Annotated in this window: 30 protein-coding genes and 1 other RNA gene; 6 read left to right on the top strand and 25 right to left on the bottom strand. The window is 54.3% G+C overall.

The annotated features are described in order from the left end of the window. Window positions 1-9 precede the first annotated feature (9 nt). The 7 genes from ACT3T7_RS03470 to rsmI form a co-directional block, all read right to left on the bottom strand. Window positions 10-1,368, bottom strand: a complete 1,359-nt coding sequence (locus ACT3T7_RS03470) for a UDP-N-acetylmuramoyl-tripeptide--D-alanyl-D-alanine ligase (protein ID WP_444630102.1) — start codon at window positions 1,366-1,368, stop codon at window positions 10-12. Further along, complete coding sequence (locus ACT3T7_RS03465; RefSeq protein ID WP_444630101.1) at window positions 1,365-2,861, bottom strand: UDP-N-acetylmuramoyl-L-alanyl-D-glutamate--2,6-diaminopimelate ligase; 1,497 nt, start codon at window positions 2,859-2,861, stop codon at window positions 1,365-1,367. The genes ACT3T7_RS03470 and ACT3T7_RS03465 overlap by 4 nt, the downstream gene beginning before the upstream one ends. A 19-nt stretch (window positions 2,862-2,880) precedes the next feature. Continuing rightward, on the bottom strand, window positions 2,881-4,590 hold the full coding sequence (locus ACT3T7_RS03460) for a peptidoglycan D,D-transpeptidase FtsI family protein (protein WP_444630100.1): 1,710 nt from the start codon (window positions 4,588-4,590) through the stop codon (window positions 2,881-2,883). Then, the gene (gene ftsL, locus ACT3T7_RS03455) at window positions 4,587-4,922 is read right to left on the bottom strand and encodes a cell division protein FtsL (protein WP_444630099.1); all 336 of its coding nucleotides are present in this window, start codon (window positions 4,920-4,922) and stop codon (window positions 4,587-4,589) included. The genes ACT3T7_RS03460 and ftsL overlap by 4 nt, the downstream gene beginning before the upstream one ends. A 2-nt stretch (window positions 4,923-4,924) precedes the next feature. Further along, window positions 4,925-5,881 (bottom strand): 16S rRNA (cytosine(1402)-N(4))-methyltransferase RsmH, encoded by a 957-nt coding sequence (gene rsmH / locus ACT3T7_RS03450; protein ID WP_444630098.1) that lies wholly within the window; start codon window positions 5,879-5,881, stop codon window positions 4,925-4,927. 64 nt (window positions 5,882-5,945) lie between these two features. Beyond that, window positions 5,946-6,319, bottom strand: an RNA gene (gene rnpB / locus ACT3T7_RS03445) — RNase P RNA component class A. Between the two features lie 32 nt (window positions 6,320-6,351). Next, window positions 6,352-7,209, bottom strand: coding sequence for a 16S rRNA (cytidine(1402)-2'-O)-methyltransferase (rsmI, locus tag ACT3T7_RS03440; RefSeq protein ID WP_172116337.1), 858 nt, complete (start codon window positions 7,207-7,209; stop codon window positions 6,352-6,354). A 111-nt stretch (window positions 7,210-7,320) separates the two neighbouring features. On the opposite strand from rsmI, the gene ACT3T7_RS03435 reads away from it, so the two are divergent. The 4 genes from ACT3T7_RS03435 to ACT3T7_RS03420 are packed head-to-tail and all read left to right on the top strand — an operon-like array spanning window position 7,321 to window position 10,426. Next, entirely contained in the window at window positions 7,321-8,811 is a 1,491-nt protein-coding gene (locus tag ACT3T7_RS03435) for a penicillin-binding protein activator (protein ID WP_444630097.1), read from the top strand. Continuing rightward, window positions 8,811-9,182, top strand: coding sequence for a YraN family protein (locus ACT3T7_RS03430; protein WP_087109372.1), 372 nt, complete (start codon window positions 8,811-8,813; stop codon window positions 9,180-9,182). The genes ACT3T7_RS03435 and ACT3T7_RS03430 overlap by 1 nt, the downstream gene beginning before the upstream one ends. Window positions 9,183-9,206: 24 nt before the next feature. Further along, window positions 9,207-9,800 (top strand): phosphoheptose isomerase, encoded by a 594-nt coding sequence (locus tag ACT3T7_RS03425; protein ID WP_444627270.1) that lies wholly within the window; start codon window positions 9,207-9,209, stop codon window positions 9,798-9,800. 53 nt (window positions 9,801-9,853) lie between these two features. Then, window positions 9,854-10,426: a BON domain-containing protein gene (locus tag ACT3T7_RS03420; RefSeq protein ID WP_172116334.1), complete on the top strand. Its 573-nt coding sequence runs from the start codon at window positions 9,854-9,856 to the stop codon at window positions 10,424-10,426. A 93-nt stretch (window positions 10,427-10,519) separates the two neighbouring features. On the opposite strand, the gene ACT3T7_RS03415 is transcribed toward ACT3T7_RS03420, so the two are convergent. From ACT3T7_RS03415 to zapE, 8 genes are all read right to left on the bottom strand, one after another. Next, window positions 10,520-11,005 carry a ClpXP protease specificity-enhancing factor gene (locus ACT3T7_RS03415; RefSeq protein ID WP_444630096.1) on the bottom strand — a complete coding sequence of 162 codons (486 nt, stop codon included), beginning with the start codon at window positions 11,003-11,005 and terminating at the stop codon, window positions 10,520-10,522. Between the two features lie 62 nt (window positions 11,006-11,067). After that, the gene (gene sspA / locus ACT3T7_RS03410; protein WP_444630095.1) at window positions 11,068-11,694 is read right to left on the bottom strand and encodes a stringent starvation protein SspA; all 627 of its coding nucleotides are present in this window, start codon (window positions 11,692-11,694) and stop codon (window positions 11,068-11,070) included. Between the two features lie 148 nt (window positions 11,695-11,842). Then, complete coding sequence (locus ACT3T7_RS03405) at window positions 11,843-12,574, bottom strand: cytochrome c1 (RefSeq protein WP_444630094.1); 732 nt, start codon at window positions 12,572-12,574, stop codon at window positions 11,843-11,845. After that, complete coding sequence (locus ACT3T7_RS03400; RefSeq protein ID WP_444630093.1) at window positions 12,574-13,824, bottom strand: cytochrome b; 1,251 nt, start codon at window positions 13,822-13,824, stop codon at window positions 12,574-12,576. Before ACT3T7_RS03400 ends, ACT3T7_RS03405 begins: the two co-directional genes overlap by 1 nt. Continuing rightward, window positions 13,824-14,423, bottom strand: coding sequence for a ubiquinol-cytochrome c reductase iron-sulfur subunit (gene petA, locus ACT3T7_RS03395; protein WP_172116329.1), 600 nt, complete (start codon window positions 14,421-14,423; stop codon window positions 13,824-13,826). Before petA ends, ACT3T7_RS03400 begins: the two co-directional genes overlap by 1 nt. A gap of 235 nt (window positions 14,424-14,658) precedes the next feature. Beyond that, window positions 14,659-15,048 carry a 30S ribosomal protein S9 gene (rpsI, locus tag ACT3T7_RS03390; protein WP_172116328.1) on the bottom strand — a complete coding sequence of 130 codons (390 nt, stop codon included), beginning with the start codon at window positions 15,046-15,048 and terminating at the stop codon, window positions 14,659-14,661. Window positions 15,049-15,061: 13 nt separating this feature from the next. Then, entirely contained in the window at window positions 15,062-15,490 is a 429-nt protein-coding gene (gene rplM / locus ACT3T7_RS03385; protein ID WP_172116327.1) for a 50S ribosomal protein L13, read from the bottom strand. Between the two features lie 185 nt (window positions 15,491-15,675). After that, a complete protein-coding gene (gene zapE / locus ACT3T7_RS03380) occupies window positions 15,676-16,857 on the bottom strand; it encodes a cell division protein ZapE (RefSeq protein ID WP_444630092.1) in 1,182 nt (393 codons plus the stop codon). A 201-nt stretch (window positions 16,858-17,058) separates the two neighbouring features. On the opposite strand from zapE, the gene ACT3T7_RS03375 reads away from it, so the two are divergent. Then, the gene (locus ACT3T7_RS03375) at window positions 17,059-17,523 is read left to right on the top strand and encodes a ZapG family protein (protein WP_172116325.1); all 465 of its coding nucleotides are present in this window, start codon (window positions 17,059-17,061) and stop codon (window positions 17,521-17,523) included. 57 nt (window positions 17,524-17,580) lie between these two features. On the opposite strand, the gene ACT3T7_RS03370 is transcribed toward ACT3T7_RS03375, so the two are convergent. Further along, the gene (locus ACT3T7_RS03370; RefSeq protein ID WP_172116324.1) at window positions 17,581-18,342 is read right to left on the bottom strand and encodes a Nif3-like dinuclear metal center hexameric protein; all 762 of its coding nucleotides are present in this window, start codon (window positions 18,340-18,342) and stop codon (window positions 17,581-17,583) included. 138 nt (window positions 18,343-18,480) lie between these two features. On the opposite strand from ACT3T7_RS03370, the gene ACT3T7_RS03365 reads away from it, so the two are divergent. Further along, window positions 18,481-19,725, top strand: a complete 1,245-nt coding sequence (locus ACT3T7_RS03365; protein WP_444630091.1) for a Do family serine endopeptidase — start codon at window positions 18,481-18,483, stop codon at window positions 19,723-19,725. 18 nt (window positions 19,726-19,743) lie between these two features. Here ACT3T7_RS03365 and hisD read toward each other — a convergent pair whose 3' ends face one another. From hisD to ACT3T7_RS03320, 9 genes are all read right to left on the bottom strand, one after another. After that, window positions 19,744-21,075 carry a histidinol dehydrogenase gene (hisD, locus tag ACT3T7_RS03360; protein ID WP_444630090.1) on the bottom strand — a complete coding sequence of 444 codons (1,332 nt, stop codon included), beginning with the start codon at window positions 21,073-21,075 and terminating at the stop codon, window positions 19,744-19,746. Window positions 21,076-21,087: 12 nt separating this feature from the next. Continuing rightward, window positions 21,088-21,741, bottom strand: a complete 654-nt coding sequence (gene hisG / locus ACT3T7_RS03355) for an ATP phosphoribosyltransferase (RefSeq protein WP_193053801.1) — start codon at window positions 21,739-21,741, stop codon at window positions 21,088-21,090. A 28-nt stretch (window positions 21,742-21,769) separates the two neighbouring features. Beyond that, window positions 21,770-23,032, bottom strand: a complete 1,263-nt coding sequence (murA, locus tag ACT3T7_RS03350) for a UDP-N-acetylglucosamine 1-carboxyvinyltransferase (protein WP_172116321.1) — start codon at window positions 23,030-23,032, stop codon at window positions 21,770-21,772. A gap of 10 nt (window positions 23,033-23,042) precedes the next feature. After that, on the bottom strand, window positions 23,043-23,294 hold the full coding sequence (locus tag ACT3T7_RS03345; protein WP_444630089.1) for a BolA family protein: 252 nt from the start codon (window positions 23,292-23,294) through the stop codon (window positions 23,043-23,045). 96 nt (window positions 23,295-23,390) lie between these two features. After that, the gene (locus ACT3T7_RS03340) at window positions 23,391-23,723 is read right to left on the bottom strand and encodes an STAS domain-containing protein (protein ID WP_193053803.1); all 333 of its coding nucleotides are present in this window, start codon (window positions 23,721-23,723) and stop codon (window positions 23,391-23,393) included. Then, complete coding sequence (locus ACT3T7_RS03335) at window positions 23,720-24,376, bottom strand: MlaC/ttg2D family ABC transporter substrate-binding protein (RefSeq protein WP_444630088.1); 657 nt, start codon at window positions 24,374-24,376, stop codon at window positions 23,720-23,722. Before ACT3T7_RS03335 ends, ACT3T7_RS03340 begins: the two co-directional genes overlap by 4 nt. A 26-nt stretch (window positions 24,377-24,402) precedes the next feature. Next, window positions 24,403-24,867, bottom strand: coding sequence for an outer membrane lipid asymmetry maintenance protein MlaD (mlaD, locus tag ACT3T7_RS03330; RefSeq protein WP_193053805.1), 465 nt, complete (start codon window positions 24,865-24,867; stop codon window positions 24,403-24,405). A gap of 16 nt (window positions 24,868-24,883) precedes the next feature. Next, window positions 24,884-25,684, bottom strand: a complete 801-nt coding sequence (gene mlaE / locus ACT3T7_RS03325) for a lipid asymmetry maintenance ABC transporter permease subunit MlaE (RefSeq protein ID WP_172116316.1) — start codon at window positions 25,682-25,684, stop codon at window positions 24,884-24,886. Next, entirely contained in the window at window positions 25,684-26,505 is an 822-nt protein-coding gene (locus tag ACT3T7_RS03320) for an ABC transporter ATP-binding protein (RefSeq protein ID WP_172116315.1), read from the bottom strand. The genes mlaE and ACT3T7_RS03320 overlap by 1 nt, the downstream gene beginning before the upstream one ends. Window positions 26,506-26,671: the final 166 nt, after the last annotated feature.

Raw genomic sequence — 26,671 nt, 5'->3', positions numbered from 1 at the left:
GAACGGCGTTTACCTTATTTCATCCGAGCACAGCGCAGTAATGATCTTTTCCATACCGGCGCTACGCGACCCTTTAACCAACAACGTGGCATTGGGCGGCAAAGTATTAATGACATGACGCACTAGCGTCTCGTGGTCGTCAAAATGCTGCCCGCGACCGAAGGCGTCACAAGCTGGACGCGCGTTATCACCCAACGTCAACAGCCCGTCGATGCCAAGCTCAGCCGCGTAGCGGCCCATCTCAGCATGCAGTTTTTCCGTTTCGTCTCCCAGCTCACCCATGGCGCCCAGTGCACACCAACGCGGCGCGGGGAAACGCATTAACGTCTCCATAGCGGCTTTGACCGCCCCAGGGTTGGCATTATACGTATCGTCTAACAGCGTGGCACCATTAAGCCCCGAAACGATACTTAGCCTTCCCTTCAACGCACGCAGGGTCTGCAGACCTTCAATCACATCCGTGGGCGTGACGCCTATCACTAATGCGGCCGCAGCCGCGGCCAGCGCATTGCTCACGTTGTGCTTACCTGGCATGGCAAGCTGCACATCACCCAGCGGCTTGCCATGTTGAACAAGCGTGAAAGCATACCGCCCCTGAGAGTCACAGGAAAGCGCCGAGGCATGAACATCCGCGGTACTATCAAACCCAAAACTGATCACACGGCGCGGCGACGCACAGGCAGCCCAAAAGGGGTAGTAACGATCATCGCGATTGAGCACCGCGATGCCCTGCTCACTTAGACCGTTCAGCAGCTCGCTTTTGGCTTGGGCAATATGACCCATGCCTCCAAACTCGCCAACATGCGCGCCCGTTACGTTGGTAATCACCGCCACATCCGGTACGGTTAATCGACTGGACCAGGCGATTTCACCCAAGTGATTTGCGCCTAACTCAATCACGCCTGCTTGATGCTCGGGCGCTAAGCGTAAAAGCGTGAGGGGTACGCCAATATCGTTATTAAGATTGGCTTCCGTGGCCAACACGTTACCCAACGGCGATAACAGCGCAGCCGTCATCTCCTTCACCGTCGTTTTGCCACTATTTCCCGTGATACCGACTAACGGAATCCCGCACTGACGGCGCCACGCGCCCGCTAAAAGCCCAAGCCCCAGGCGTGTATCAGGGCATACCAACTGAGTCAGCGGACTTTCAACAGCGGACTCAACCAGTGCCGCCGCCGCGCCTTTGTCGCGGGCCTGTTCGATAAAATCATGACCATCGAACCGCGGCCCTTTGAGCGCGATGAATAAGCAGCCGGGCACAATCTGCCGAGTGTCCGTCACAATGGAGGTAAATGCGCGCGATGCATCGCCGGCGGGCACCATAACTCCCAGCACTCTGGCGGCATCGGCCAGTGTCCAGTTCATTGTGCACTACCCCGCAATGCAAACGCCTTCATGACTTCATCTTCATCGTTATAAGCGTGGCGGACGCCGTTGATCTCCTGATAGGCCTCGTGGCCTTTCCCTGCGACCAGAATCACATCGTTTTGAGCTGCCTGCTGAATTACTTGACTGATCGCGTGACGACGGTCCGCTATTTCGAGCAGTGTTGCCGTTGAGGCGAGCCCGGCAATAATGTGCTGACGAATCTGCGCTGCTGACTCGCCCCGTGGATTATCGTCAGTCACCACTACCACATCCGCCAGCGCCTCCGCCGCTTTTGCCATTTCTGCGCGCTTGCCTGTGTCGCGCTCACCGCCACAGCCAAACACACACCACAGCTTGCCCGCCTTGCTTAAATGGGCGCGCAGCGCTGTGAGCGCATTGTGTAACGCATCAGGAGTATGGGCATAGTCAATCACCACACCCGGAACGCCTTTTGCGTGATAAAGCGCCATACGGCCAGGTACCGGGGTAAGCGCAGCGGCAGCCTCGAAAAGTGAGTTAATCGAATGGCCCCATCCATAAAGCGTCGCCATGGCCAACAACACATTATCCAGGTTGAAGCGCCCGACCAGACCCAGCACTAACATGCGCTCGCCTTCGGGCGTGGCAATAAGTGCTTGCTGGCCTGTTTCGCTTGTCTGAACGTCCATCACCCGTAGCGTTACGGCCTCATCCTGACCGACCGCCAATACGCGAACGCTTTGATCACAACCAGCCAGCATCAATCGCGCCAGAGGATCATCGGCATTAACCACTGCAAGCTCAAGCTCGCTACGTCTGAACAGCTTCGCCTTGGCCGCGGCATAAGCCGCCATACTGCCATGATAATCAAGATGATCTCGCGTTAGATTGGTAAACACGCCCACCTTTATATTCGCAGCATCTAAACGGTGCTGGTCAAGGGCATGGGAGGAAGCCTCAAGCGCTACTCGCTTAATGCCTTGAAGCGCCAGCCCTCCAAACGCAGCCTGCAGGGCTAAAGGCCCCGGCGTGGTGAGCCCAGTATCCACTAGCTGGCCTGGGCGGCCTACACCCAGCGTTCCTACCACACCCGCCGGAACACCTAGCGCTTCGCTAAGTTCTGCAATGTAATGAGTAACGGAGCTTTTACCATTGGTACCGGTGACGCCAATAACCTCAAGGTCATCCGGAACATTAAAAAGTTGTTTACCCAACTCTCCCAAGCGGGCAGCCAGATGTGGCAAGTAGAGTACACGCCCATCCCAGGTCGCATGGTGCTCCGTGGTATGCGCCAGCACCAGCGAAGCGCCTTGCTCAAGCACTGCGCGAATAAAATCGCGCCCGTCACGCTGACTACCTAGAACAGCTACAAATATATCGCCGACTTCCAGCGCGCGTGAATCGGTGGTCAGACGTAAAGACGCGGGTAGTTCGGGAAGCGACTGCTCAAACGAAGCACCCGGCCATACTTTGCTCAGCGCACTCCATACATCGGTGGGAGCCAACGTCATGCCATCTCCTTAGCCATTCTTACTCGTCAACTTCATGGTCTGGCGGTACGTCCAACAAGCGCAATGCGTTGCCTGTCACGCTTGAAAAGACCGGAGCGGCCACTGCACCGCCATAAAATTCACCCGCTTTAGGGTGATCAATCATCACCACGGTCACAATACGCGGGTCGGAAATAGGCGCAATGCCTGCAAATACGCTGCGATAAGCATCCGTGGTATAGCCGCCCTGCCCCGACTTACGCACAGTCCCGGTTTTGCCTCCCACACGATAACCTTCAACGCGTGCGCGCCGACCACCGGTATAGGCGGCAACGGATGTCTCCAGAATACTCAGCAAATCATTGGCGACGGCGGGCTCAATGGCAGGCAGTCCTTGGGGCGGTTCAGAAAGGCGTAGCAATGAAGGCGGTAAGCGCATGCCACCATTAGCTAGTGCGGTATAAGCACTGGCTAATTGAACAGCCGAGGTAGACAAACCATAGCCGTAAGAGAGCGCTGCCCGCTCACTACGCGACCAGCGCACTGGGGCCGGAAGACTGCCCGTTGACTCCCCTGGAAAACCCGTTCCAGGGGATTGCCCCAGCCCTAGTTGGTTATATTTTTCCCACATAGCCGTATCGCTTAACTGCAACGTTAAACGGGACATACCCACGTTGGATGAGTGCTCCAAAATACCGGCAAGCGTCAACTCGCCATAATCGCGAAAGTCACGGATGGTAAATTGATCGAGACGCATCCAGCCAGGCGACGTATTCACAACGGCATCGCGATCAACAATGCCGCTTTCAAGAATGGCAGCCATGGCCAGCGGTTTCATAACAGAGCCGGGCTCAAACACATCAACCAGCGCTTGGTTACGCAACCCACGTGGATCAAGCCCGGTACGATTATTAGGGTTATAAGAAGGCAGGTTAGCCATCGCCAACACCTCGCCGGTGCGGGCATCCATCATGACAAGCACGCCACCATCGGCTTCATGCTCAGCCACCGCCGCTCGAAGCTCCCGGTACGCCATATATTGAATGCGCTGATCAATTGAAAGCACCAAGTCGCCGCCTGGCTGCGCTTCACGTATGACGCCTAGCTCGCGCACCAAACGCCCACGTCGGTCTTTAATGACGCGCCGCTGGCCAGGATGACCGGCCAGGAAAGGCTGATAAGAGAGCTCCAACCCCTCCTGCCCCCTATCATCTACATTGGTCACGCCAAGTATCTGTGCGGCGACCTCGCCAGCAGGGTAGTAACGCTTGTGCTCGCGCTGGGGATACACGCCGGGTGTGCGTAAATCCAGAATCCGCTGGGCCGCTTGTGGCGTCATCTGGCGGCGAAGGTACATAAACTCACGGCTGCTATAAAGCTCAACCCGCGCCTCAAAGTCATCCGGCGACATGCCTAGCGCCTGCGCCAGCATAACGCGCTGAATACCATCTTCGGGTAGCTCTTGAGGATTGGCCCACAGCGTAACAACCGGTGTTGAGATCGCGAGCGGCTCGCCGTTTCGATCCGTGATCATGCCGCGGTGCGCAGGGATCGCTTCATGGCGAAGTGTTCGCGCATCTCCCTGGCTCTGTAGAAAGGGTCGGTCAATCACCTGTAGCAGTGTGATGCGCCCAATAAGGATGCATGCCACTATGCAAAATACGATCAATATAAAGTAAAAACGACCGTTACCTAACGGGGGGGCAACAGGTAGATGACGAGGCATCCCTCCCCGACGTTCGCCTCTCATGGTCGTATCACCTCAACATCGTGCACATCAGGAATACGCATATCCAAGCGCTCCGTCGAAATTTGCTCAATACGAGCGGGTGTCGACCAAGCGCCCTCTTCCAAAAGCAACTGCCCCCATTCGGTCTGCAGCTGATTTTTCTCCTGCCCAAGCTGTTGCAGCTGAGCATACTGAACGCGCGTTAAATGAGTAACAACAACGGTGGCTAAGCCACTAATAATGCAGGCAAAAAAAAGCAGGCAAATAACCAGCGGCCACGTGCGAAAACGTAGTTTAAAGGGCCATTCAGTGCGTAGCGTTGAGCTCCAACGCTCAATCCGATCCATGCTCATGGTTATACTCGTTTTCGGGCAGCCCGCATAACGGCGCTGCGCGCACGTGGATTACCGACCACCTCGTCATCACTAGGGCGTACGCCTTTGCCCAACGCCTCAAGACGGCGATTTAACTGATCATCACGGATAGGCATACCACGCGGTAGATGCGAATCGCCACGCACATAATGACGTATAAAGCGTTTTACACGGCGATCTTCCAGCGAGTGGAAACTGATAACCACAAGATGACCACCGGGCGCTAGCGCTTCAAGGGCTGCGTCTAAGGCAGCATCAAGTTGATCTAGTTCACCATTTAGATAAATTCGTAACCCTTGAAATGCTTTGGTCGCAGGGTGCCGCCCCTTTTCCCAAGCAGGATGGGCTTTTTTTAGCACCTCAGCCAGGTCAACCGTATGCGTAAACGGCGTTTCAACACGCCGCTCGACCACTGCACGGGCCAAGCGCTTTGCATAGCGCTCCTCACCGTAGGCTTTAAACACGTGAGCGATATCCGCCTCTTTAGCACGAGCTAAAAATGTGGCTGCACTTTCGCCTTGCGTCGGGTCCATACGCATATCCAGCGGACCATTGCGCATAAAGCTAAACCCACGCTCGGGGTCATCCAACTGCGGAGAAGAAACGCCTATATCCAACAACACGCCAGACAGCTTGCCAAACACACCCTGCTCACGCGCATAGTCAGCCAGGTGGGCGAATTCACGCTGGGTAATTTGAAAACGCGCATCATCGATTTCAGCGGCGGCAGCAATAGCCTGGGGATCGCGGTCCATGGCCATCAAGCGTCCCTGGTCGCCAAGGCGAGACAGGATTAACCGTGAATGACCGCCACGACCAAAGGTGCCATCTAAATAAATACCGTCAGGAGTATGTACAAGGGTATCAACCGCCCCTTCCAGTAATACGCTGGTATGGCGAAACGGTGAAACGACCTGGTCAGCGTCAGGAGAAGGCATGTTACTCTCACACAAATCTCATAGAAAAATAAAAGGGGCTCGCTACTGCGGGCCCCTTATGGAAATGGGGAGTCGGCCGATAAGCCGGGTTCTGTCGTGGACAGTCATTCCTCTAGGCGCTGCGTCACCACAGCGCTCAAGCAACCTACCCGGACCCAGCGCGGGCCACGCCTTTGGGTCCCTATTTGGTCTTGCTCCGAGTGGGGTTTACCATGCCACGCACTGTTGCCAGGCGCGCGGTGCGCTCTTACCGCACCCTTTCACCCTTACCGGCCCTTTGAGGTTTATTTCAAGAGGCTTAGGCGGTCTACTCTCTGCTGCACTTTCCGTCGGCTTACGCCGCCCAGGCGTTACCTGGCACTCTGCCCTATGGAGCCCGGACTTTCCTCCCCCAGCCCATCAAAAAGATGGGTTAGCGGCGACTGTCTGGCCAACTCCGGCGGCAAGCATACCAGCGCCCTCGCTTCGCCTCAATGCTCGGTTTTAATTGCCTGCAATCTTGCATACCACTCTTGTTTGCGACCGCCCAGCATTCGAGCCACTATCGCTGCTCCTTGCTTGACACCTACGCCCTCATCCAGCAGTACTTTCATCAACGCATCTGCACCAATATTTTGATGTTCGCTTTGAGTGACGGGCGGGGCACCTGCCACCATTACCACAAACTCGCCTCTTGCCTGGTTAGGATCTTCTGTTAGCTGCGCCAGCAGGGCTTCCGGAGTGCCCTGAAGAAAGGTCTCAAACGTTTTAGTCAACTCCCTGGCCAATACCACGCTACGTTCGGGCATTTGGTCACGCAGCGCCTCCAAGGTATGCACAATGCGGTGTGGGGATTCGTAAAACACCAGCGTTTCTTCCCGAGCTTGCCACTGCTCCAGCGCCTGGCGGCGCGGGCCTGGCTTGGCGGGTAAAAAACCGCAAAACGTGAAGCGATCAGTCGGCAGACCCGCCCCAGAAAGCGCCGTCACAAAGGCACAAGGCCCGGGAAGCGCCACCACATGACGGCCACGCACGCGCAGCTCTCTCACCAGCACAAACCCAGGGTCACAAATAAGCGGCGTTCCAGCATCGCTAATCAATGCAATACTTTCGCCTGCCTCCAGATAAGCATCCAGGGTATCCACTCGGCGCGCCTCATTATGTTCATGAAGCGACAGCATGGGTGTATTAATCCCCAAATGCGCCAATAAGCGGGCGCTATGACGCGTATCCTCTGCCGCGATGCGCGATACTTCCGCTAATACCCGAGCTGCACGCGGCGATAAATCGTCCAAATTCCCAATTGGGGTGGCAACCACGTACAATGTGCCCGGATTGTGGTGTGTCATCGTGACTCCCGATTTGTTAATGGCTTGCTCTGACGGTGCGCTATGCTTGTGCTATGCCAACTTACCCACTGACATGCGGCGACAGCGCAAATGAAAACTAAGGAAGGATACATGAAACAGTCTCTGCGTGGCGTACTCGCCACAGGCCTCTTGGCACTTCTTATGACTGGCTGTGCGATGCAATCGCCCAGCGTGGTCGACCGCGCGGACGATCAGGAAGCGGGCCGTTTGCTCAATCAGGCAGAACAGCAGGCCCCGGATCAAGCGGCTAAAACTCGTCTCGAAGCAGCCACCATTTTTGCCCAACAAGGGCAGCGGCAACGTGCTTTTGAGACAGCCGATGCGCTTGATGAAGTCAGGCTTTCAGACACGGATCGCGTTCGCTGGGCACTGCTTTTCTCTGAATTAGCGCGTGGCATGGATAATCCACGCGCCGTGCTGCGTGCCACGCAAGTGCTCAACGACGACCTGCCCATTCAGGATGATCAACGCGAAACGCTGACAGAGCGCCAGCGCTGGGCGCGTACCGCGCTTGATGAACCCGATATGGAACAACTGACACTACCAAGTCTTGAGGGTCAGGACATAAGCCGCATCATTGTGGCCCTGCCCGAATCAGGCCCGCTTAGCGGCGTCGCCAATACGCTATCGACCGCCATGCGTCGCCATCACGAGATTCGCGGTGACAATGTACAGCTCAGCTTCATCGACGCGTCACAATATTCGATGGATGAGATTTATAGCCGTGCAGGACAGATGAACGCGCAGCTGATTATCGGCCCCCTCGCCAAAGACGAGGTTAGCCAGCTCGAACAACGCAATAGCGTACCGCTTCCCACCCTTGCGCTGAACTATGGAAGCGGCGAACAGAACCGTGCTGCGGGTCTTTTCCAGTACGGCCTTTCCGCTGAAGATGAGGCCCGCCAGGCAGCACGCCGCGCATACCAGGACGGACATCGCCAGATGTCGGTAATGGTGCCAGATAATGACTGGGGACGCCGAGTCGGCGAAGCATTCTGGAATGAGTTTCACGGCCAGGGTGGCGAAGTGACGACGGCGGTACGCTACAACCCGGACAGCGCGGTCACCAATGCCGTTCAGACAGCCTTAAACGTGAGTGGCGAACGTGCTCAACTGGGCAGTATTGATGCCTTGTTCCTACTGGCCTTGCCTGATTACGCTCGCCAAGTCCCGCCCACCATGGATTACTACTACGCGCCCAACCTGCCTATTTACGCCACTTCCCACCTGCATGAAGGGCACTTACAAGCGCGTCGTGACCAGGATCTTGACGACGTCATGTTTATGGATATTCCATGGCAAATTCCTGACGCCGCTGTCGGTGGTGAAGAAGTACTCCCGTTCTACCCTACTTACCAGCGTTTGAGCGAAGAGTCTGACGCTTCCATGTTCCGCCTAATGGCCATGGGCGTAGATGCCTATGAAATTGCGACTGAGCTTTCAGATATTTCAGCGCTAAATGGCCTACGCGGCAGCACGGGAACGCTCTACCTGACGGGTGACGGCCGCATATATCGCGAACTACCCTGGGCGAAGTTTCAAAACGGTGTCCCGGCACCCATTTTAATCCCTGGGCAATAATGGCAAATAACGCCCAAACCGCCCGTAAACGCGGCGCAGCCATTGAGCAGTTAGCTGCTCAATGGCTGCAGCAAAGAGGCCTTACCCTCGTTACCCAAAATCATCACGTAAAGGGTGGCGAGCTTGACCTGGTGATGCGCGACGGTGACACACTGGTGTTTGTTGAAGTAAAGCATCGGGTAACTACGCGATACGGACACCCTCTGGAAACCATCACGCCGACAAAAAGAAAGCGCCTAATTCGGGCCGCTCAGCTATATCTTGGCAATTTCGGCCTTACATCGCCTTGCCGCTTTGATATTCTTGCCATTACGGGCGCTCCGCCCACTCTCGAGTTCCACTGGGAGAAAGCGGCTTTTGATGCCTACTAATTCCATTTTAACCAGGAAGCCCTAATGGACTTTCAATCGCGCATTCTTGACCACTTTAACGCCAGCATAGACACCAAAACCTATGCGAGCGAAGTACTCCCCCCTTTTATCGAAGTCGCCAGTCAAATGATGGTTCAGTGCCTGGTTAATGAGGGAAAAATTCTGGCATGCGGCAATGGAGGCAGTGCGGGCGACAGCCAACACTTCTCTTCTGAACTGCTCAATCGGTTTGAGCGGGAACGGCCAAGCTTGCCTGCCCTTGCGTTAACCACCGATACATCAACGTTGACATCCATTGCCAACGACTACAGCTATAACGAAGTATTTTCCAAACAGATACGCGCCCTGGGGCAGCCAGGCGACGTATTGCTGGCGATCTCTACCAGCGGTAATTCGGCTAATGTCGTGCAGGCGATCCAGGCAGCTCACGACCGTGAAATGACGGTTGTAGCATTAACCGGGCGAGACGGTGGCAACATGGCTTCCTTGCTGGGTCAGGATGATTGCGAGATTCGCGTCCCTGCCACATCAACAGCAAGAATCCAGGAGATTCACCTACTGGTCATTCACTGTTTATGTGACCTTATTGATGAACAGTTATTCGGCAGCGCTGACTAACGGGGCAGCACCCTACCACTCATCATTTTCATTAAGATAAGGAGTCATCCAACATGGCCCTGCGCTTTTTCTCTCGTCCGTTACTAGTTGCGACACTAGTAGCTGCTGCTCTGATCAGCGGCTGCGCCACGCACAGTGCTTCCAACCCCTCCAACTATGGGCAGCTCAGCAAGGACGTTAAAGCGGTCGATGCGACCATTGAGCGCGAATCCAAGCGTGCGCTGGACCAGGCCGATGCTCGACTGGCCGATGCCCGCATTCGTACGCACAGCTATAACGGTACATTATTATTGGTAGGCCAGGTCCCCAGCGAAGAACTACGCACGAAAGCGGGCAATGTTGTGCAAAACCTGCGTGGTGTTAATCAGGTGCACAACGAGCTCACCATTGCGGGCAATCTGCCCGCCACCCAACGCCTAACCGACACATGGATAACGACCAACGTTGTAAGCACACTCGCCACCAACGACCGCATCGACTCCTCCAAGATCAAAGTGACCACTGAAAATGCCAATGTTTACTTGATGGGCTCGGTCTCCCACGAAGAGTCTGATCGAATCGTTGCTGCTACCTCCTCAGTTGGCGGTATTCAGCGCATTGTCAAAGTATTCGAATACATTGATTAACCGGCTCTTGGGCCTATAAAAAAACCTCGCATAGTCACTATGCGAGGTTTTTTATGGCCTGACCTTTTATAGTCTGACCAGATAGCACTGGCGCTATTTTACGACGCGCAGTGTTGGCTTCTTCTTGGACGTCGAAGACGTTGAGGACGCTTCAGAAGCATCTTCAAGGTTGCCGCCAGAAACAGGCTCCGTCACCGTCAATTCAGGCCTGGAAGGTGAGTCAGGCGCCTCATCAAACTGCTCCTCTTCATCCCCTTCTTCAGCAAGCTCAGGCTCGTGGCCAAACACCATGCCCACACCATTTTCACGGGCATAAATAGCAATCAGCGCAGGAATGGGCACCATCACTTGCATCGGCTGGCCGCCAAAACGTGCGTTAAAACCAATTGCCTGATTCTCCATAAACAAATCACGCACGGCTGTTGGCGCCACGTTCAACACAATCTGACCATTCTGTACAAACTGGCGCGGCACTTCGACCCCAGCCTGCGTCGCATCAACGACCAGGTAAGGGGTTAGTTCATTATCCAGCAACCACTCATAGAGCGCTCGGGCGAGATAGGGGCGACTCGATTTCATAAGACTCCCTCCTCCTGACAAGTAAGACCCCAACCCTTACCGGACGATGGGGCCATGTAAATTCAAGTACGCATCTCTTTTTCGCGCTCACTCAAAGATGCTTTGAACGCTTCCCGCTCAAACACTCGCGACATGTAGCTTAAAAGTGGCTTAACCTGCTTTTCAGGCAGCTCAATATTAAGATCTGGCAAACGCCACAAGATCGGCGCGAGACAGCAGTCCACCAGAGTGAACTCTTCGCTCATAAAGAAAGGCATATCTTCAAAGATCGGTGAAATACCAATCAGGCTTTCACGCAGCTCTTTACGCGCCTTGTCCGCCTCTTTCTTCCCACCGCTACGGATCTGGTCGACCTTGGGGCACCACTCTCGCTCAATGCGGTGCATCCAAAGACGGCTCTGCGCACGGGCCACAGGGTAAACTGGGAGTAACGGTGGATGCGGGAAACGCTCATCCAAATACTCCATCATGACTTTTGACTCATAGAGCACTAAATCACGATCCAACAACGTGGGCACACTGTTGTACGGGTTGAGGTCTGCTAAATCTTCGGGCGGCTGCTCTTCGTTAACATCAACAACATCAACGGCCACCCCCTTCTCAGCCAGAACAATGCGCACACGATGACTAAAATGATCATCATTACCTGAGTAAAAAATCATCGACGACCGCTTGGCCACAACACCCATGAAAGCATCCTCGCATTAAAACAATTATGGATAATAACACGCCAGAGGCACCTTATGGTAAGGCAGCCTGTTTTGGGTTACCGCTTAACATCAACGCAACCGCCATGTGATTTACACGATGGCTCAACTCTGTTTTTAGCATTCGACGCTAACGGATATCTTTCCAATATTCACGCTTCAGCAAGTAAGCAAACACGCCAAAAATAAATATGAAAAACAAAATCTTAGGACCAACACTCTGCGCCTTCAGCCTAGAAGGCTCGCCAACATAGGCTAAAAAATTGGTAATATCGTATACGGCTTCTTCAAATGCTTCGGGCGATAGCTCTCCAGGCGCTGTCACGCTTAATTGCTGACACCGCCCGCCACCTAGTGCTAAAGGCCGAGCCTGACGACAGTCGAGCTCTTGCACACCTTGAAGAGGCTCAAGCACATTCGGCATTGCCACCGACTCATAGACCGTATTATTGATGCCTGTAGGGCGCGCGGGATCTCTGTAGAACCCCAACAGAAAGCTGTACACCCAATCGACCCCACGCAAACGTGTCGTTAGGGACAAATCTGGCGGTGCAGCGCCCCACCACTGCGCGGCATCGTCGTCGCTTAGCGCATTATGCATAGCGTCGTTAAATGAAAGACCTGATGAGAACATAACACTATCTTTCATCAACGCCTCAGGAATACCCAGGTCGTCCGCAGTGCGCGAAAATCGCTGATAACTCAGCGTATGACACCCAAGACAGTAGTTAACATAAAGCTTGAGACCATTTTGCAGAGACGCTCTATCCTGCAAGTCGGGCGACACGTTACGTGCTTCTTCTTGCGCCGTAGCCGTCATCGGCAATAGCCATAAAAACAGAGCCATTACGTATTTTTTCATTAGCCAGTCACCCTTTTCGGCACGGGCCTGGTTTTTTCCAACCGGGTGTAGAACGGCATCAATAAAAAATACGCAAAGTACAACACGGTAAATAGTTGCGCCAATCGTGTCCGAACAGGGGTAGACGGCAATACACCCAACACGCCTAACGCGACAAAGCTTGCAACAAACACGACCAGCATCAGCTTCGACATCCAGCCTTTATAGCGCATGGATCGCACCGGGCTGCGGTCCAACCACGGCAAAACAAACAGCACTGCAATAGCGCCACCCATAAAAACAACGCCCAAAAAGCGAGCATCCAGACCTAACAGCGAGAAATTCACTCCCCGTAAAATGGCATAGAAAGGCGTGAAGTACCAAACAGGCGCGATATGGTCGGGCGTATTAAGCGGATCAGCCGGCGCAAAGTTCGGCTGCTCAATAAAAAAACCGCCGCCTTCCGGGAAGTAAAACACAACGCCACAAAAAACGAAGAGAAAGATGGCCACGCCAACCAAATCTTTAACGGTATAGTAGGGATGAAAGGGAATACCATCTACCGGCTTGCCCGCAGCGTCTTTCAACGCGTTAATTTCAATACCATCAGGGTTATTCGACCCCACCTCATGCAGCGCTACAATATGCAGCACCACTAGCCCAAGAAGCACCAGTGGCAATGCAATGACATGCAGCGCGAAAAAACGATTCAAGGTAGCGCCTGACACCACATAATCGCCGCGCACCCACTCGGCAAGCCCAGGACCGATACCAGGAATAGCTGAAAAAAACGAGGTAATAACCTGCGCTCCCCAGTAGGACATTTGCCCCCAAGGCAGCAAATATCCCATAAACGCTTCAGCCATTAACACCAAGTACAGCGCCATACCAAACACCCACACAAGCTCACGCGGCGCTTTATAAGAGCCGTACAAAAGCCCCCTAAACATATGCAGATAGACAACAATAAACAGAGCGGATGCGCCCGTCGTATGGAGGTGACGGATCAACCAACCCCACTCAACGTCGCGCATTATATATTCGATGGACGCAAACGCCTCTTCAGGAGAAGGACGATAGCTCATGGTTAACCAAATACCGGTCAAGAGCTGATTGACCAGCACCAGTAGCGCAAGCGATCCAAAGATGTACCAGATATTAAGATTTTTAGGTACGTAGTAGTTGGCCAAGTGGTCGCGCCATAGCCTGCTTACTGGAAATCGAGCATCCAGCCAGCCCAGCAAACCGCCCGACTTCTCGCGCGCCGCCATCAAACAGCCTCCTTATCTTCGCCCACCACGATAATAGTATCGTTCAGATAATGATAAGGAGGCACTTCTAGATTCGTCGGTGCAGGCATACCGGTATATACGCGTCCCGCCAAATCAAAACGCGAACCGTGGCACGGGCAAAAAAAACCACCTGACCAGTCATCATCACTATCGGCCTGTGCGTCTGGCTCAGGCCGATACAGCGGCGAACAGCCAAAATGCGTGCAGAGGCCAATCAACACCCCCACTTCCGGCTTAATCGAGCGAAGCGCTCCTTGCACATAGACAGGTTGCTGAGGGTGATTTGAATCAGGGTCTGCCAAGCGCTCTGTCGCCACGGTTTCAGTGCGCGCTATCATTTCAGGCGTTCGGCGAATGATCCATACGGGCCTGCCCCGCCACTCAACGGTCATACGCTGACCAGGCTGCAGCTTGGATATATCCGCTTGAACCGGCGCACCCGCCGCTCGCGCTTTTGCACTGGGTTGCCACGATGCCACAAAGGGAACGGCCACGCCGACCATGCCCACTGCTCCTATAACGGAGGTAGCGCCAACAAGGAAACGTCGTCGACCTTTATTGATGCCGTGCTCTGCCATGCAAGGCTTCTCCCATTAACGTGATGCGTGGCCACCCGATGCATAAAAGAACGAATCTGCGAAATACTATACGATAAATAGAGGGATATCCTTGATAGCCGTCATACTGCTCCAGGACCGCCAAAATAACTTGATGCGAATATAACTTGGCGCTAATGCATTATACTTTTTGATTTTACAATAAAAAACGCCCAGGCCGTTGGCCTGGGCGTTTTGCCGCATAAGCGTTGAAAAATTAACGCTTGGAGAACTGCGGACGACGACGTGCTTTACGCAGGCCGACTTTCTTACGCTCAACTTGACGCGCATCACGCGTTACGTAGCCAGCGGCACGCAGCGTAGGACGCAGATCTTCGTTGTAGCTCATCAGGGCACGAGTAATGCCGTGACGGATAGCGCCAGCCTGAGAAGAACCACCGCCACCAGCGACAGTTACAAAAATGTCGAACTGGCTCAGGGTTTCAGTCAATTCCAGCGGCTGACGAACCACCATACGACCAGTAACGCGACCGAAATACAGGTCGAGATCCTGGTTGTTAACGGTAATTTTGCCAGAGCCCGGCTTCATAAACACGCGAGCGGTGGAAGTCTTGCGGCGCCCGGTACCGTAATACTGCTGTGTCATGGCGAAGATTTCCTCAGATGTTCAGTTCAAGCGGCTGCTGGGCAGCATGCGGATGCTCGGCACCGGCGTACACTTTTAACTTGGTATACATGGCACGACCCAACGGACCTTTCGGCAACATGCCTTTAACGGCAAACTCAATGATGCGCTCGGGCGCATGATCAAGCATTTTGTCGAATGTCATGGTGCGCAGGCCGCCCGGGTAACCGGTGTGGCGATAATAGGTCTTAGCCTTCGCCTTGTTGCCAGTCACTTGGACTTTCTCAGCGTTGATGACAACGATGTAGTCGCCAGTATCAACGTGAGGAGTAAATTCGGGCTTATGCTTGCCACGCAGGCGGCGAGCAATCTCGGTTGCCAGACGACCGAGCGTTTTGTCCGTAGCGTCGACAACATACCAGTCGCGCTGGACGGACTGCGGCTTAGCACTGAACGTCTTCATGGATGAAATCACCAGATTAAGTGTATTGGGTGGCTAACACCGTCAAGCGGTGAAGCACCTTCCCTATTTTTTTTGGTTGCCAAGCTTAGCCTGACAACATGTAGCGAGGCGGCATTCTACAGTATGGCGCGGGACAAGTTAAGCCCTAATCGTGGCTTTTCTTAACGACTGGGCCATAAACCTCATCACGGCTTATGGGGCAGCGCCAAATATTCACGCGACTGCATTTCCTGAAGGCGCGACAGCGTACGCTGAAACTCAAAGGTTAGCTTACCGTCACTATAAAGCTCTTCTACAGGCACCTCTGCTGACATTAATAGCTTTACCCCACGATCATAAAACTCATCGACCATATTGATAAAGCGGCGCGCCTGATCGTCATGCCTGGCTTCCATCCGCTTCACATTCGACACAAGCACCGTATTGAAGCTACGCGCTATTTCAATATAGTCATTCTGGCTACGCGGCCCATCACAGAGCTCCAGGAATTCAAACCACGCCACATTTTCATGCAGCCTGTGCGCTTTCAGCACCCGATGATTGATTTCCAACGGCGCATCCGTCTCACCCTCGTGACCAGCAATCTCGCGAAAGCTACGCGTAAGCTCCTGCTCGGCCGCCTCATCCAGCGGCGAGTGAAATGTCTCCGCGCGCTCCAAGGCGCGCAGCCGATAGTCGACCCCGGAATCAACATTGACTATCTCACAGTGACGCTTGACCAGATCGATGGCAGGGAGAAAGCGCGCCCGCTGCAGGCCATCCTTGTACAGGTCATCCGGCACGATGTTGGAAGTGGCGACTAGCACAACGCCCCGCTCGAACAGCGCCTCAAGCAGGTTGGCCAGAATCATGGCATCCGTAATATCCTTGACGAAGAACTCATCAAAGCAGATAACCCGAGCCTCTGAGGCAAATTTACCAGCAATCAGCGTGAGAGGATTCTTCTCACCCTTATAGTGGGTTAACTCGTTATGCACCCGCTGCATGAAACGATGAAAATGGGTGCGCATCTTTTCAGGAAAGGGCAGCGACTCAAAAAAATTATCAACCAGATAGGTTTTACCACGCCCCACACCGCCCCAAAAATAGAGGCCTTGCACTTGGGGCAATGTCGGCTCGTTTGACGATGAGGCTTTACCGAACAGGCCCTTCATTTTGGCCTTCAAGCCGCCATGTGCCAGCACGGCCTTGGAAACCGCGGTGGGCGTCGCCATTAGATCGTCATAAAGGCGCTGCAAATGCTCAACCGCTAACTCCTGCGCCGCATCATGCTGAAAGTCCTCGCGCCGTAGATCTGCACGATAGCGCTCCATGGGCGTTGGCCGAGATGACGGACCTGCCTTTTGGTTTGCAGAAGTAGCTGACATTTACTCGCTCCAATGCGTATTACGACGGCCCTCTAAATCCGACCAGCCGCCTTCAAAAAGCTGGGATTATACGCTGCACATCGTCTAAGCGCATGGTTGGATTGACCTAACCTGCCAATCGACGCCTATAATGAGGCTTGATCCGTTCGCAAACCGTCCACTCAAGCGTGACGGGGCGCTCCAAGTATCAGGGAGAAAACTGTGGAAGCAAGCTCGCCTTATACCTTTGCCATCATTGGCATTATTATTGGCTTCATCCTCGGCTTGGGATGCTATCGGCTGTTTAGTAAAGGAGAGCGTCATAACGCGTCTTTACGCCAAACAGTGCTGGAACGAGAACATCAAATCGCCGAGCTTAAAAAAGGCATGGGAGGCCATTTAGAGGGTGTCTTTGAGCATTTGAAGTGCATTCGCGCCGAGGCCGACCAGCTTGAGCAGAAAATCACCGAGGATGCACAGCAGTGGCATTTGGGCAGCAACACGCCTGCGGCCATCAAAGAGCGACAGCAACCAGCGCAGCATCAAGCCGCCACCCCCACAGGGCCTGATTCGGAGGGTAGCCTGGCCACCCCCCGTGACTATGCGGATGGTAAAAATGGCACGCTGGCAGAAAACTTTGGCTTAAAAGGCGATAACGCCGATACGCCCCAACCGCCCCGCTATTAAGCCAGCACCTCACGCCATCGCCCATTACCGGTGATTTTCAACCCCGTCGCCAAAAGGTCAGGCGGGGTTATCGATATCGACAAAGCGGTGCTCAATATCGTACTCATCGGCCAGCCACTCCCCCAGCGCCTGCACCCCATAACGCTCGGTTGCATGATGGCCCGCAGCAATGTAGTGAATACCCAGCTCGCGCGCCAAATGGGTAGTACGCTCCGAAATCTCACCTGACACAAACACCTGTGCACCTGCTTCAAAAGCAGCTGTAATCATGTCTTGCGCGCCGCCTGTACACCAGGCGATCCGCTCAATATCCCCCATGTTCGGCGCCTCGATCACCAAAGGCGCACGTTGCAAGACATTCGCCATTTGTTCTGCCAATGCGGTCACGCTTTGCGCTTGAGCCAAGCGCCCCGACCACAAAAAACCCTCACCCAACTCACCATCCAGACAACCCTCTACCCGCCAGCCCAATCGCCTGGCAAGCTCTGCGTTATTCCCCATCTCGCTATGGGCATCAAGCGGAAGATGATAGGCAAGCAAATTGATATCGTGGTTAATCAGCGTTTTTATACGCTGATGCTTCATGCCCGTAATGGCCACTGGCTCATTTTTCCAGAAGTAGCCGTGGTGAACTAACAGCATGTCGGCCTGCCAAGCGACAGCTTCCTCCAGCAACGCCTGGCACGCAGTGACCCCACTCATTACGCGCTTAATGTCCGGCCGCCCAGCGATTTGCAGGCCATTGATCGTAAAGTCCTTAAACGTTGAAGCACGCAGCTGATGGTCGCAAGCAGCTACGATTTGATCGCGATGAGTCACAAGGGCTCCTTTAATGATTCGTCGACTATCCTGAGGATGAGCATCAGAAAGTGTTACCATAATGCCATAGTAAAACCCGCTTCGTGTGATCGCGAACCTCACGTTTGACAAGACCACTACCCGCTGAGGAATTTTTGCATGCACCGCTTTGTGCTGCCTTATTTATGGCCTATTTTGACCGGGGTATTATTAGCTGCCCTGCTACTGTTTGCGTTTCCGGACACGCTGCCCAATCCCTTTACCAACGCGCCCTCCACGACATCACAAGCACCCACCTCCCCTCTGGTGAATGTCAGCGACGAGGTTAGCAGCCGCCCGGCCCCCGAAACTCGCCAGGCCGCTCCGCTTTCGCGTGACCAAGGGCCTGCCAGCTATTCAAGCGCGGTCAGCCAGGCAGCGCCTGCCGTCGTTAATATCTACTCATCGCGTATTGTCGAGCGCGATCAACACCCGCTGATGTCTGACCCTTTTTTCCAGCAGTTTTTCAGCGGTGACGATGCGACAACCCACCAGCGCATGCTATCCAGTCTCGGCTCAGGGGTTATTATCAGTCACGATGGCTACGTACTAACCAACCATCACGTGATAAATGGCGCTGATGAGATTCAGGTGGCACTGCGTGATGGGCGCGAGACACTCGCCGAGGTCATTGGCACCGATCCCGAAAGCGACCTCGCCGTATTGCATATCGACCTCGAGGATCTTCCGGTCATTGAAATAGCCGACTCAGCGGATGTGGCCGTTGGGGATGTTGCGCTGGCCATCGGCAATCCATTTGGTGTAGGGCAAACCGTTACCATGGGCATCATCAGCGCGACCGGCCGTAATCATTTAGGCTTAAATGCCTATGAAGATTTTATTCAAACGGACGCGGCAATTAATCCGGGTAACTCAGGCGGCGCACTGATCAACCCCGACGGCGCCCTGGTGGGCATCAACACAGCGATTTTCTCACGCTCCGGCGGCTCGCAAGGCATCGGCTTTGCGATCCCGGCCAACCTGGCGCACAGCGTTCTGGATGAGCTAGTGACTCAGGGGCGGGTCATACGTGGCTGGCTGGGAATTGAAGCGCAAGCGCTGTCACGCGAACTCGCTGCCTCGTTTGGGCTACGCACACCTCAGGGGGTTATTGTTGCGGGTGTAGCGAGTGGAGGCCCAGCAGACGAAGCGGGGCTAGAGCCTGGCGACATCCTGCTCTCGGTTAACGGCCAAACCGTGCTGGACGCTCGCGCTACGATGAGCAATATTGCCTCCATCCCCCCCGGCACAACGCTGCCTATCACCATTGTTCGTGGCGGCGAGCGCATCGATATCTCGCTTGAAGTGGGCGAGCGCCCGCTGGTTCCCAACGCACCATTGGGCGAGCGACCTAAAGAATCCTAGTGCTCGCCCGCAGGCTAATTACGACTTAATCCGATACTCCGCTGACCGCGCATGCGCGGTCAGCGACTCTCCGCGAGCCAATACTGATGCGACCTCGCCCAGTGCTGACGCACCCTCACGCGAGCAGTGAATAATGGAGGAGCGCTTCTGGAAGTCGTAAACCCCCAGGGGAGATGAGAAACGCGCCGTACCGGACGTGGGTAGAACATGGTTCGGGCCTGCGCAGTAATCCCCTAGCGCTTCTGCCGTGTAACGCCCCATAAAGATCGCACCGGCATGACGCACATCAGCAAGCCAAGTGTCCGGTGCATCGACAGAAAGCTCAAGATGCTCGGGCGCGATACGGTTAATGATATCAACCGCCTCAGCCTTGCTCTGACAAAGCACCAACGCCCCCCGCCGACTCAGCGATTCACGCACGATTGATTCGCGGTCAAGCGTGGGCAACAAACGCTCAATAGAGGCGGACACCGCATCCAGGTGTTCACTATCCCAACTGACCAGAATCGCCTGAGCATCTTCGTCATGCTCCGCCTGTGAAAACAGGTCCATGGCCAGCCAATCCGGGTCGGTCTGCCCGTCGGAGACCACTAAAATCTCGGAAGGCCCCGCAATCATGTCGATACCGACCTGACCGAATACTGCCCGCTTAGCCGTCGCGACATAAATATTGCCGGGCCCAACAATCTTGTCCACCCTTGGCACGGTTTCTGTGCCGTATGCCATCGCAGCGATAGCCTGAGCGCCACCAATAGTGAAGACGTCATCGACCCCCGCCAAATGCGCCGCCGCCAATACCAACTCATTGACCACGCCGTCAGGAGTAGGAACGACCATCACAATTTCGCGCACGCCCGCCACATGGGCAGGAATCGCGTTCATCAACACTGAAGAAGGATAAGCCGCCTTACCCCCCGGGACATAAATACCCGCGCGATCAAGCGCCGTAACCTGCTGCCCCAGCACCGTGCCATCAGCCTCTTCATACTGCCAAGAGGTTGGCTTTTGCCGCTCATGATAGAGCCGGATACGCTCGGCGGCGCTGGCTAACGCATCGCGCTGCGCTGCGGGCAAGTTTTCGAATGCATGTTTTAGCTGCTCGGGCTTTAAACGCAGTTCGTCCATGCGCTCAACCGAAAGCCGATCAAAACGATTGGTCGCTTCAATAACCGCTGCATCGCCGCGCTTTTTAACATCCGCCAGAATCTCATCAACCCGTGCTTTTACCGCCGTATCCGAGACCCCTTCCCAATCCAACAGCGTATCAAGGCGGTCATCGAACGAGGCATCAAGCGTTGAAAGCCGGGCGATCATGGGCGTGGAGCCAACCGCTGAAGACATAGTGCTCATAAAGACCCCGCGTTATGTGGAAGGCTGTGCTTGGCGTTTTTTCACGGCGCACTCCAAGCGCGCCAAAAGCGGCTTGATACGTTCATGCTTCATGGTCATGGCGGCCTTATTCACGACTAGGCGTGTGCTGATATGAGCAATTAACTCACGTGGCTCCATGCCATTGGCACGCAGCGTATTGCCCGTATCGACAATATCAACAATTTCATCGGCCAGATTCATTAAAGGCGCTAATTCCATTGCCCCATAAAGCTTAATGACTTCGGCTTGAATACCCTGTTCGGCATAGTAGCGCCTTGCAATATTCACAAACTTGGTAGCTACACGCCGACGCGCATGAGCAGGCTGCTCCCCTGTCACCCCGGCGGTCATCAGCTTACAGCGAGCAATATCCAGGTCCAGCGGCTCATAAAGACCTTCAGCACCATGCTCCAATAAAACATCTTTCCCCGCGATACCTAGGTCAGCTGCGCCCAGCTGTACATAGGTCGGCACATCGGTGGCACGAATAACCACCAGTTTTACATCAGGCAGGTTGGTATCAAACAACAGCTTACGGCTCTTGCCCAGGTCTTCTGCCGGTGTAACACCGGCATCAGCGAGTAACGGCAGCGTCTCATCCAAAATACGCCCTTTGGAAAGGGCTAAAATTAGTTGCTTACTCATTATAATGGCCAATGGTTAATAGCATGGCTTAGCCAGGAATACGGCGAATACGTGCACCCAGCAGCTGCAATTTCTCTTCGATACACTCGTAGCCACGATCAATGTGGTAGATACGATCAACCAGCGTTTCGCCTTCCGCCATCATGGCGGCAATCACCAGCGACGCGGAAGCACGCAGATCGGTGGCCATCACAGGCGCGCCTGAAAGCTTTTCAACACCGTTAATTAATGCGGTGTTACCTTCAAGGGCTATGTCCGCCCCCATGCGGTTAAGCTCTTGCACGTGCATGAAGCGGTTTTCGAAGATGGTTTCCACTACGCGTGAATGGCCAATGGCGACGGCGTTCATGGCCACAAACTGGGCCTGCATATCGGTAGGGAACGCCGGGTACGGCGCGGTGCGGATATTAACGGCCTTGGGCCTTTTACCGTGCATATCCAGCGCGATCCAGTCATCACCACTGGTAATCTCGGCGCCCGCTTCTTCAAGCTTGGCAAGCACGGCTTCCAAAATGTCCGCACGGGTGCGCTTTACTTTCACCCGCCCACCGGTCATGGCGGCTGCCACCAGGAAGGTGCCGGTTTCAATACGGTCGGGCATAACATCGTGGTGACAGCCATGCAGCTTCTCGACACCTTCAATCACAATGGTGTCAGTGCCGTGGCCACGAATATTGGCGCCCATTTTGATCAAGCATTCGGCCAGATCAACAATCTCTGGTTCACGCGCCGCATTCTCAAGGACAGTCTTACCCTCGGCAAGGGTGGCGGCCATCAACAGATTCTCAGTGCCAGTTACCGTGACCGTATCGAAGAAAATAGTCGCGCCTTTCAAGCGACCATCAACGCGAGCACGGATATACCCGGCTTCAACCCGAATGTCCGCCCCCATGGCCTCTAGGCCACGGATGTGCAGATCAACAGGCCGAGAACCGATGGCACACCCGCCAGGCAGCGACACATCTGCTTCACCGAAGTGGGCAAGCAAGGGGCCTAGCACCAGAATGGAGGCACGCATTTTCTTCACTAACTCATAAGGAGCGTGACAGTGCGTGACTTGAGAGCCATCCAACTGAATAGTGAGCCGTTCACCCATGACAGGCTCAACGCCCATACGGCCCAACAACTCAAGCGTGGTGGTAATATCCTGAAGATGTGGCAGGTTGCCGACAACCACCGGGCCATCGGCCAAAAGGGTGGCACATAAGATAGGCAGAGCCGCGTTTTTGGCGCCGCTTACCCAGACCTCACCATCCACCGACCCATTGCCGGTAATAATTAACTTATCCATGCAGGCGCCGTTATTGAGCGTTTTCCGACGCAGTGGACCACTGCGCCGGAGTGAACGTTTTAATACTGATGGCGTGTAAAGCGCCTGAGGCAATTTCATCACTTAACGCGGCGTAAACCAGCTGTTGGCGCTTAACCGGAGAGAGGCCTTCAAAGGCGTCACCCACCGCAATCACCTGAAAATTACAGCCTTCGCCCTGGATATGAAAGTCACATCCGTCGATACGGGATTCAAGCAGTGCTTTTACCTCATTGGGTTGCATGAGACAGGAAACTCCTTCAGGTCGATGTGAATAGTACTAATAAGGCAACATAATAAAGAAAAGCGACACGCTTGGCGATGCCAAGGGTGCCTCCCCCTAACGGGCGAGGGTTGGCGGATGAATAAGGGATTCAATTTCTGAAAGAAGCGCTAAGCGTTCAAGGGGCGCTGAAAGGGTCACCGCATTGACGGTAATGCTGCGCGACTGGCAGGTACGCATCCATTCAAATAGCACGCTTATAACCGCACTACTGGCTTTATGGACGCCATTAAAATCAAACGCAACGTCACGTTGCTCTGTCGCCTGGAGCCATTTTTTACCCGCGGCGGCAAGCTCTGCCGCCGCGTCCATGCCAACATCGCCCGTAACGCACAATGTATTTTGCGAAGCCTTGAGGCTTAGCTGGGACAGTGACAGTAAACGTGTCACGCATCGCCCCCCTGCTCCAGCTCGTCGACACCAATTTCAGGTGCCCAGCCACGAATAACCGCATCATAGTCACGGTTGTTTTCGCGCATTGCTTGGTCAAACTGGTTGCGGAACGTCAGGCCCAGGTTAATACCGTTAACAATCACGTTCACTACGCGCCATTCACCGTCAGACAGGCGCAGGCTATAGCTCACCGGATAGACCTGTCCGTTATTGGCCACCACTTCCATATCGACACTTGCCTGGTCTTCGTAACGCTGACCGCGCTGATTATTCAACACCCGCAGCTCACGATAATCGAACGTTACCAAGCCACGTGCATACGTATCAATCAAGGTCTGGCGAAACACGTTTGCAAAGCGACTGCGCTGCTCCGGGGTCGCGTTACGAAAGTAGCTTCCCATGACGCTGGCACCGATATAGCGAAAGTCCGCCACGCCTTCAAGGCTAGTGTCGACCAACGCTTCAAGCCCACCCATATGATTGGCGTAATACTCCCTCTTGCCCTCGATCTCTCCCATCAGAGCATTGACGTTTTCCCGAACCATCGCTTCAGGCGACTGGGTTTGCGCATGCGCCTGAAGCGGTAAGACCAGTACCAACATCATGAACGCAAAAAGCCAGCGCATCGGCGTCAGTGTCGTGTTTCGCATTGCATTCACCTCTACTAATAGAATGTTTAATTACTCGCCATATTGGATACAAATTGCTGGATTAGTTCTTCAAGCACCAGCGCAGACTGGGTATCGCGAATGGTATCGCCATCTTCAAGCACTTCAGGGGCGCCACCCACGCTTAAGCCAATATACTGCTCGCCCAACAGGCCGGAGGTTAAAATGGCGGCTGTTGTGTCTTCGGAGAGCTGCCCTTCCAAGTCATTATCCAGGCGTAGCGTGACCCGAGCGTCAAACCAGTCGGTATCTAAATCAATCGACTCCACGCGCCCAACGGTCACGCCCGCCATGGTGACTCTAGAGCGCGGCTTTAATCCGCCAATATTGGAGAAATTAGCGTCAAGGTGAAACGTTTCAGAAGAGCTAGCAAGGCTTAAACCACTGACGCGCAGGCCCAGAAAAATCAGCCCAACAATCCCCGCCAGCATAAATAGACCCACGCCAAATTCCATTGTTTTACTGCGTTTCATGAAACCACTCCACCTATTAAAGGCCGCCGAACATTACGGCGGTTAATACAAAATCAAGCCCCAATACTGCAAGCGATGAATAAACGACGGTGCGCGTTGTGGCCCGCGAAATCCCTTCAGACGTCGGCATTAAGTCATAGCCTTGAAACACCGCGATCCAGGTAACAACGACGGCAAAGACAAGACTCTTGATGATGCCGTTACCTACATCGCCGATAAACGATACGCTGGCCTGCATGTTGCTCCAGTAAGAGCCTTCAAAAACGCCAAGCCACTCCACACCGACCAGATAGCCACCCCAAATACCCACGACGCTAAAGCCAACCGTCAGAATGGGCAGCGAAACGAACCCAGCCCAGAGCCTGGGCGCAATAATTCTACGCAGTGGGTCTACGCCAATCATTTCCATACTGGTTAGCTGCTCGGTGGCTTTCATTAAGCCAATCTCAGCGGTAAGTGCCGACCCTGCCCGCCCGGCGAATAGCAGCGCAGCGACAACCGGCGCCAATTCCCGCAGCAAGGAAAGCGCAACCATTTGCCCTAACGCCTGCTCCGCACCAAAGTCGACCAAAATAGTGTAGCCCTGCAGCGCCAGCACCATGCCAATAAAAAGTCCCGATACGATCACAATCGCCAGCGAGAGCACGCCCACAAAATGCATTTGACGCAGCCAGAGGCTCCACCCTTCACGAGACGGCACGCCGACCGCTGACTGGCCAAGAAATAGCCCGGCACGGCCCAGCGCTTCCATTACATCGCACCCTTTACGCCCCAAACGGGCGATATAGCCGATGCCTTGTTCAAATTTCGACTGCATTACCCTGCCCTTGTCGCGGTAACGGGGCCAAGAATATCGCTATACAGCGTCTCGGCGGGATAGTGAAATGGCACAGGGCCATCTGGCTCGCCATGAACGAACTGGCTAACGCGTGGGTCCTGGTTGGCATTTAGCGTTTGCGGCGTTCCCTCAGCGACGACCTGACCATCAGCGAGAAGATAGAGATAATCGGCGATGCTTAGTGTCTCTTTAATATCGTGAGAAACCACCACCGAGGTAAGCGCTAGTGCCTGGTTAAGCCGTTTAATCAACTGCACCAACACGCCCATGGAAATAGGATCCTGCCCGACAAAAGGCTCATCATACAAAATGAGCTCCGGGTCTAACGCTATTGCCCGGGCCAGCGCCACGCGCCTGGCCATACCGCCCGAAAGTTCTGCAGGCGTTAGATGACGAGCCCCGCGCAGCCCCACCGCTTGAAGCTTTAGCAATACCAGGTCTCGAATCATGGCATCGGGCAGGTCGGTATGGACGCGCAAGGGAAACGCGACGTTCTCGAACACATCCAGGTCAGAAAACAGAGCACCGCTTTGAAACAGCATGCCCATACGTTTACGCAATGCAAACAGCGCTTTTCGCGACAGCCTATGAACGTCCTGGCCATCGACGATAATACGTCCACGATCCGGCGTTAGCTGACCACCAATGAGTTTTAGCAAGGTTGTCTTGCCGGTACCGCTAGGCCCCATAATGGCGGTGACGTTACCCTGAGGAATAATCATGCTGATTCCACGAAAGATCTCATGGCTCCCACGTGAAAAATGCACGTCTTCAATTTCGATGAAGGGAACGTCTGTCATGGGTTGGTTGACTCCCATTGTTACTTAATAGTAGCGGGTGCGTTTATCGGTTGGATATTCTACCGTTTAAAAACAGCGTTTTCTAAATATTCTCGAACATCAAGCTTGGCTTCAATGGCACTTATGGCAAGGCGTGCGTTCCAACCCACCCTAAAAACCCGTTAAA

The organism is Halomonas sp. 111, from assembly GCF_052379685.1.
Lineage (GTDB): Bacteria > Pseudomonadota > Gammaproteobacteria > Pseudomonadales > Halomonadaceae > Vreelandella > Vreelandella citrativorans.
This window is presented reverse-complemented; position numbering and strand designations above follow the sequence as displayed.

What these genes read in the sequence shown, in the direction of transcription:
- ACT3T7_RS03400 (WP_444630093.1), bottom strand. Translation starts at nt 13,824, where the DNA reads ATGGCGGCGCGCGAGAAGTCGGGCGGTTTGCTGGGCTGGCTGGATGCT.
- murA (WP_172116321.1), bottom strand. Translation starts at nt 23,032, where the DNA reads ATGGATAAGTTAATTATTACCGGCAATGGGTCGGTGGATGGTGAGGTC.
- ACT3T7_RS03335 (WP_444630088.1), bottom strand. Translation starts at nt 24,376, where the DNA reads ATGCGAAACACGACACTGACGCCGATGCGCTGGCTTTTTGCGTTCATG.
- hisD (WP_444630090.1), bottom strand. Translation starts at nt 21,075, where the DNA reads ATGAGCACTATGTCTTCAGCGGTTGGCTCCACGCCCATGATCGCCCGG.
- zapE (WP_444630092.1), bottom strand. Translation starts at nt 16,857, where the DNA reads ATGTCAGCTACTTCTGCAAACCAAAAGGCAGGTCCGTCATCTCGGCCA.
- rpsI (WP_172116328.1), bottom strand. Translation starts at nt 15,048, where the DNA reads ATGACACAGCAGTATTACGGTACCGGGCGCCGCAAGACTTCCACCGCT.
- petA (WP_172116329.1), bottom strand. Translation starts at nt 14,423, where the DNA reads ATGGCAGAGCACGGCATCAATAAAGGTCGACGACGTTTCCTTGTTGGC.
- ACT3T7_RS03465 (WP_444630101.1), bottom strand. Translation starts at nt 2,861, where the DNA reads ATGACGTTGGCTCCCACCGATGTATGGAGTGCGCTGAGCAAAGTATGG.
- ACT3T7_RS03425 (WP_444627270.1), top strand. Translation starts at nt 9,207, where the DNA reads ATGGACTTTCAATCGCGCATTCTTGACCACTTTAACGCCAGCATAGAC.
- ACT3T7_RS03415 (WP_444630096.1), bottom strand. Translation starts at nt 11,005, where the DNA reads ATGAAATCGAGTCGCCCCTATCTCGCCCGAGCGCTCTATGAGTGGTTG.
- hisG (WP_193053801.1), bottom strand. Translation starts at nt 21,741, where the DNA reads ATGAGTAAGCAACTAATTTTAGCCCTTTCCAAAGGGCGTATTTTGGAT.
- mlaD (WP_193053805.1), bottom strand. Translation starts at nt 24,867, where the DNA reads ATGAAACGCAGTAAAACAATGGAATTTGGCGTGGGTCTATTTATGCTG.
- sspA (WP_444630095.1), bottom strand. Translation starts at nt 11,694, where the DNA reads ATGGGTGTTGTGGCCAAGCGGTCGTCGATGATTTTTTACTCAGGTAAT.
- ACT3T7_RS03430 (WP_087109372.1), top strand. Translation starts at nt 8,811, where the DNA reads ATGGCAAATAACGCCCAAACCGCCCGTAAACGCGGCGCAGCCATTGAG.
- ftsL (WP_444630099.1), bottom strand. Translation starts at nt 4,922, where the DNA reads ATGAGCATGGATCGGATTGAGCGTTGGAGCTCAACGCTACGCACTGAA.
- ACT3T7_RS03470 (WP_444630102.1), bottom strand. Translation starts at nt 1,368, where the DNA reads ATGAACTGGACACTGGCCGATGCCGCCAGAGTGCTGGGAGTTATGGTG.
- ACT3T7_RS03420 (WP_172116334.1), top strand. Translation starts at nt 9,854, where the DNA reads ATGGCCCTGCGCTTTTTCTCTCGTCCGTTACTAGTTGCGACACTAGTA.
- ACT3T7_RS03345 (WP_444630089.1), bottom strand. Translation starts at nt 23,294, where the DNA reads ATGCAACCCAATGAGGTAAAAGCACTGCTTGAATCCCGTATCGACGGA.
- rsmI (WP_172116337.1), bottom strand. Translation starts at nt 7,209, where the DNA reads ATGACACACCACAATCCGGGCACATTGTACGTGGTTGCCACCCCAATT.
- ACT3T7_RS03320 (WP_172116315.1), bottom strand. Translation starts at nt 26,505, where the DNA reads ATGACAGACGTTCCCTTCATCGAAATTGAAGACGTGCATTTTTCACGT.
- ACT3T7_RS03435 (WP_444630097.1), top strand. Translation starts at nt 7,321, where the DNA reads ATGAAACAGTCTCTGCGTGGCGTACTCGCCACAGGCCTCTTGGCACTT.
- rsmH (WP_444630098.1), bottom strand. Translation starts at nt 5,881, where the DNA reads ATGCCTTCTCCTGACGCTGACCAGGTCGTTTCACCGTTTCGCCATACC.
- mlaE (WP_172116316.1), bottom strand. Translation starts at nt 25,684, where the DNA reads ATGCAGTCGAAATTTGAACAAGGCATCGGCTATATCGCCCGTTTGGGG.
- ACT3T7_RS03460 (WP_444630100.1), bottom strand. Translation starts at nt 4,590, where the DNA reads ATGAGAGGCGAACGTCGGGGAGGGATGCCTCGTCATCTACCTGTTGCC.
- rplM (WP_172116327.1), bottom strand. Translation starts at nt 15,490, where the DNA reads ATGAAGACGTTCAGTGCTAAGCCGCAGTCCGTCCAGCGCGACTGGTAT.
- ACT3T7_RS03405 (WP_444630094.1), bottom strand. Translation starts at nt 12,574, where the DNA reads ATGAAAAAATACGTAATGGCTCTGTTTTTATGGCTATTGCCGATGACG.
- ACT3T7_RS03365 (WP_444630091.1), top strand. Translation starts at nt 18,481, where the DNA reads ATGCACCGCTTTGTGCTGCCTTATTTATGGCCTATTTTGACCGGGGTA.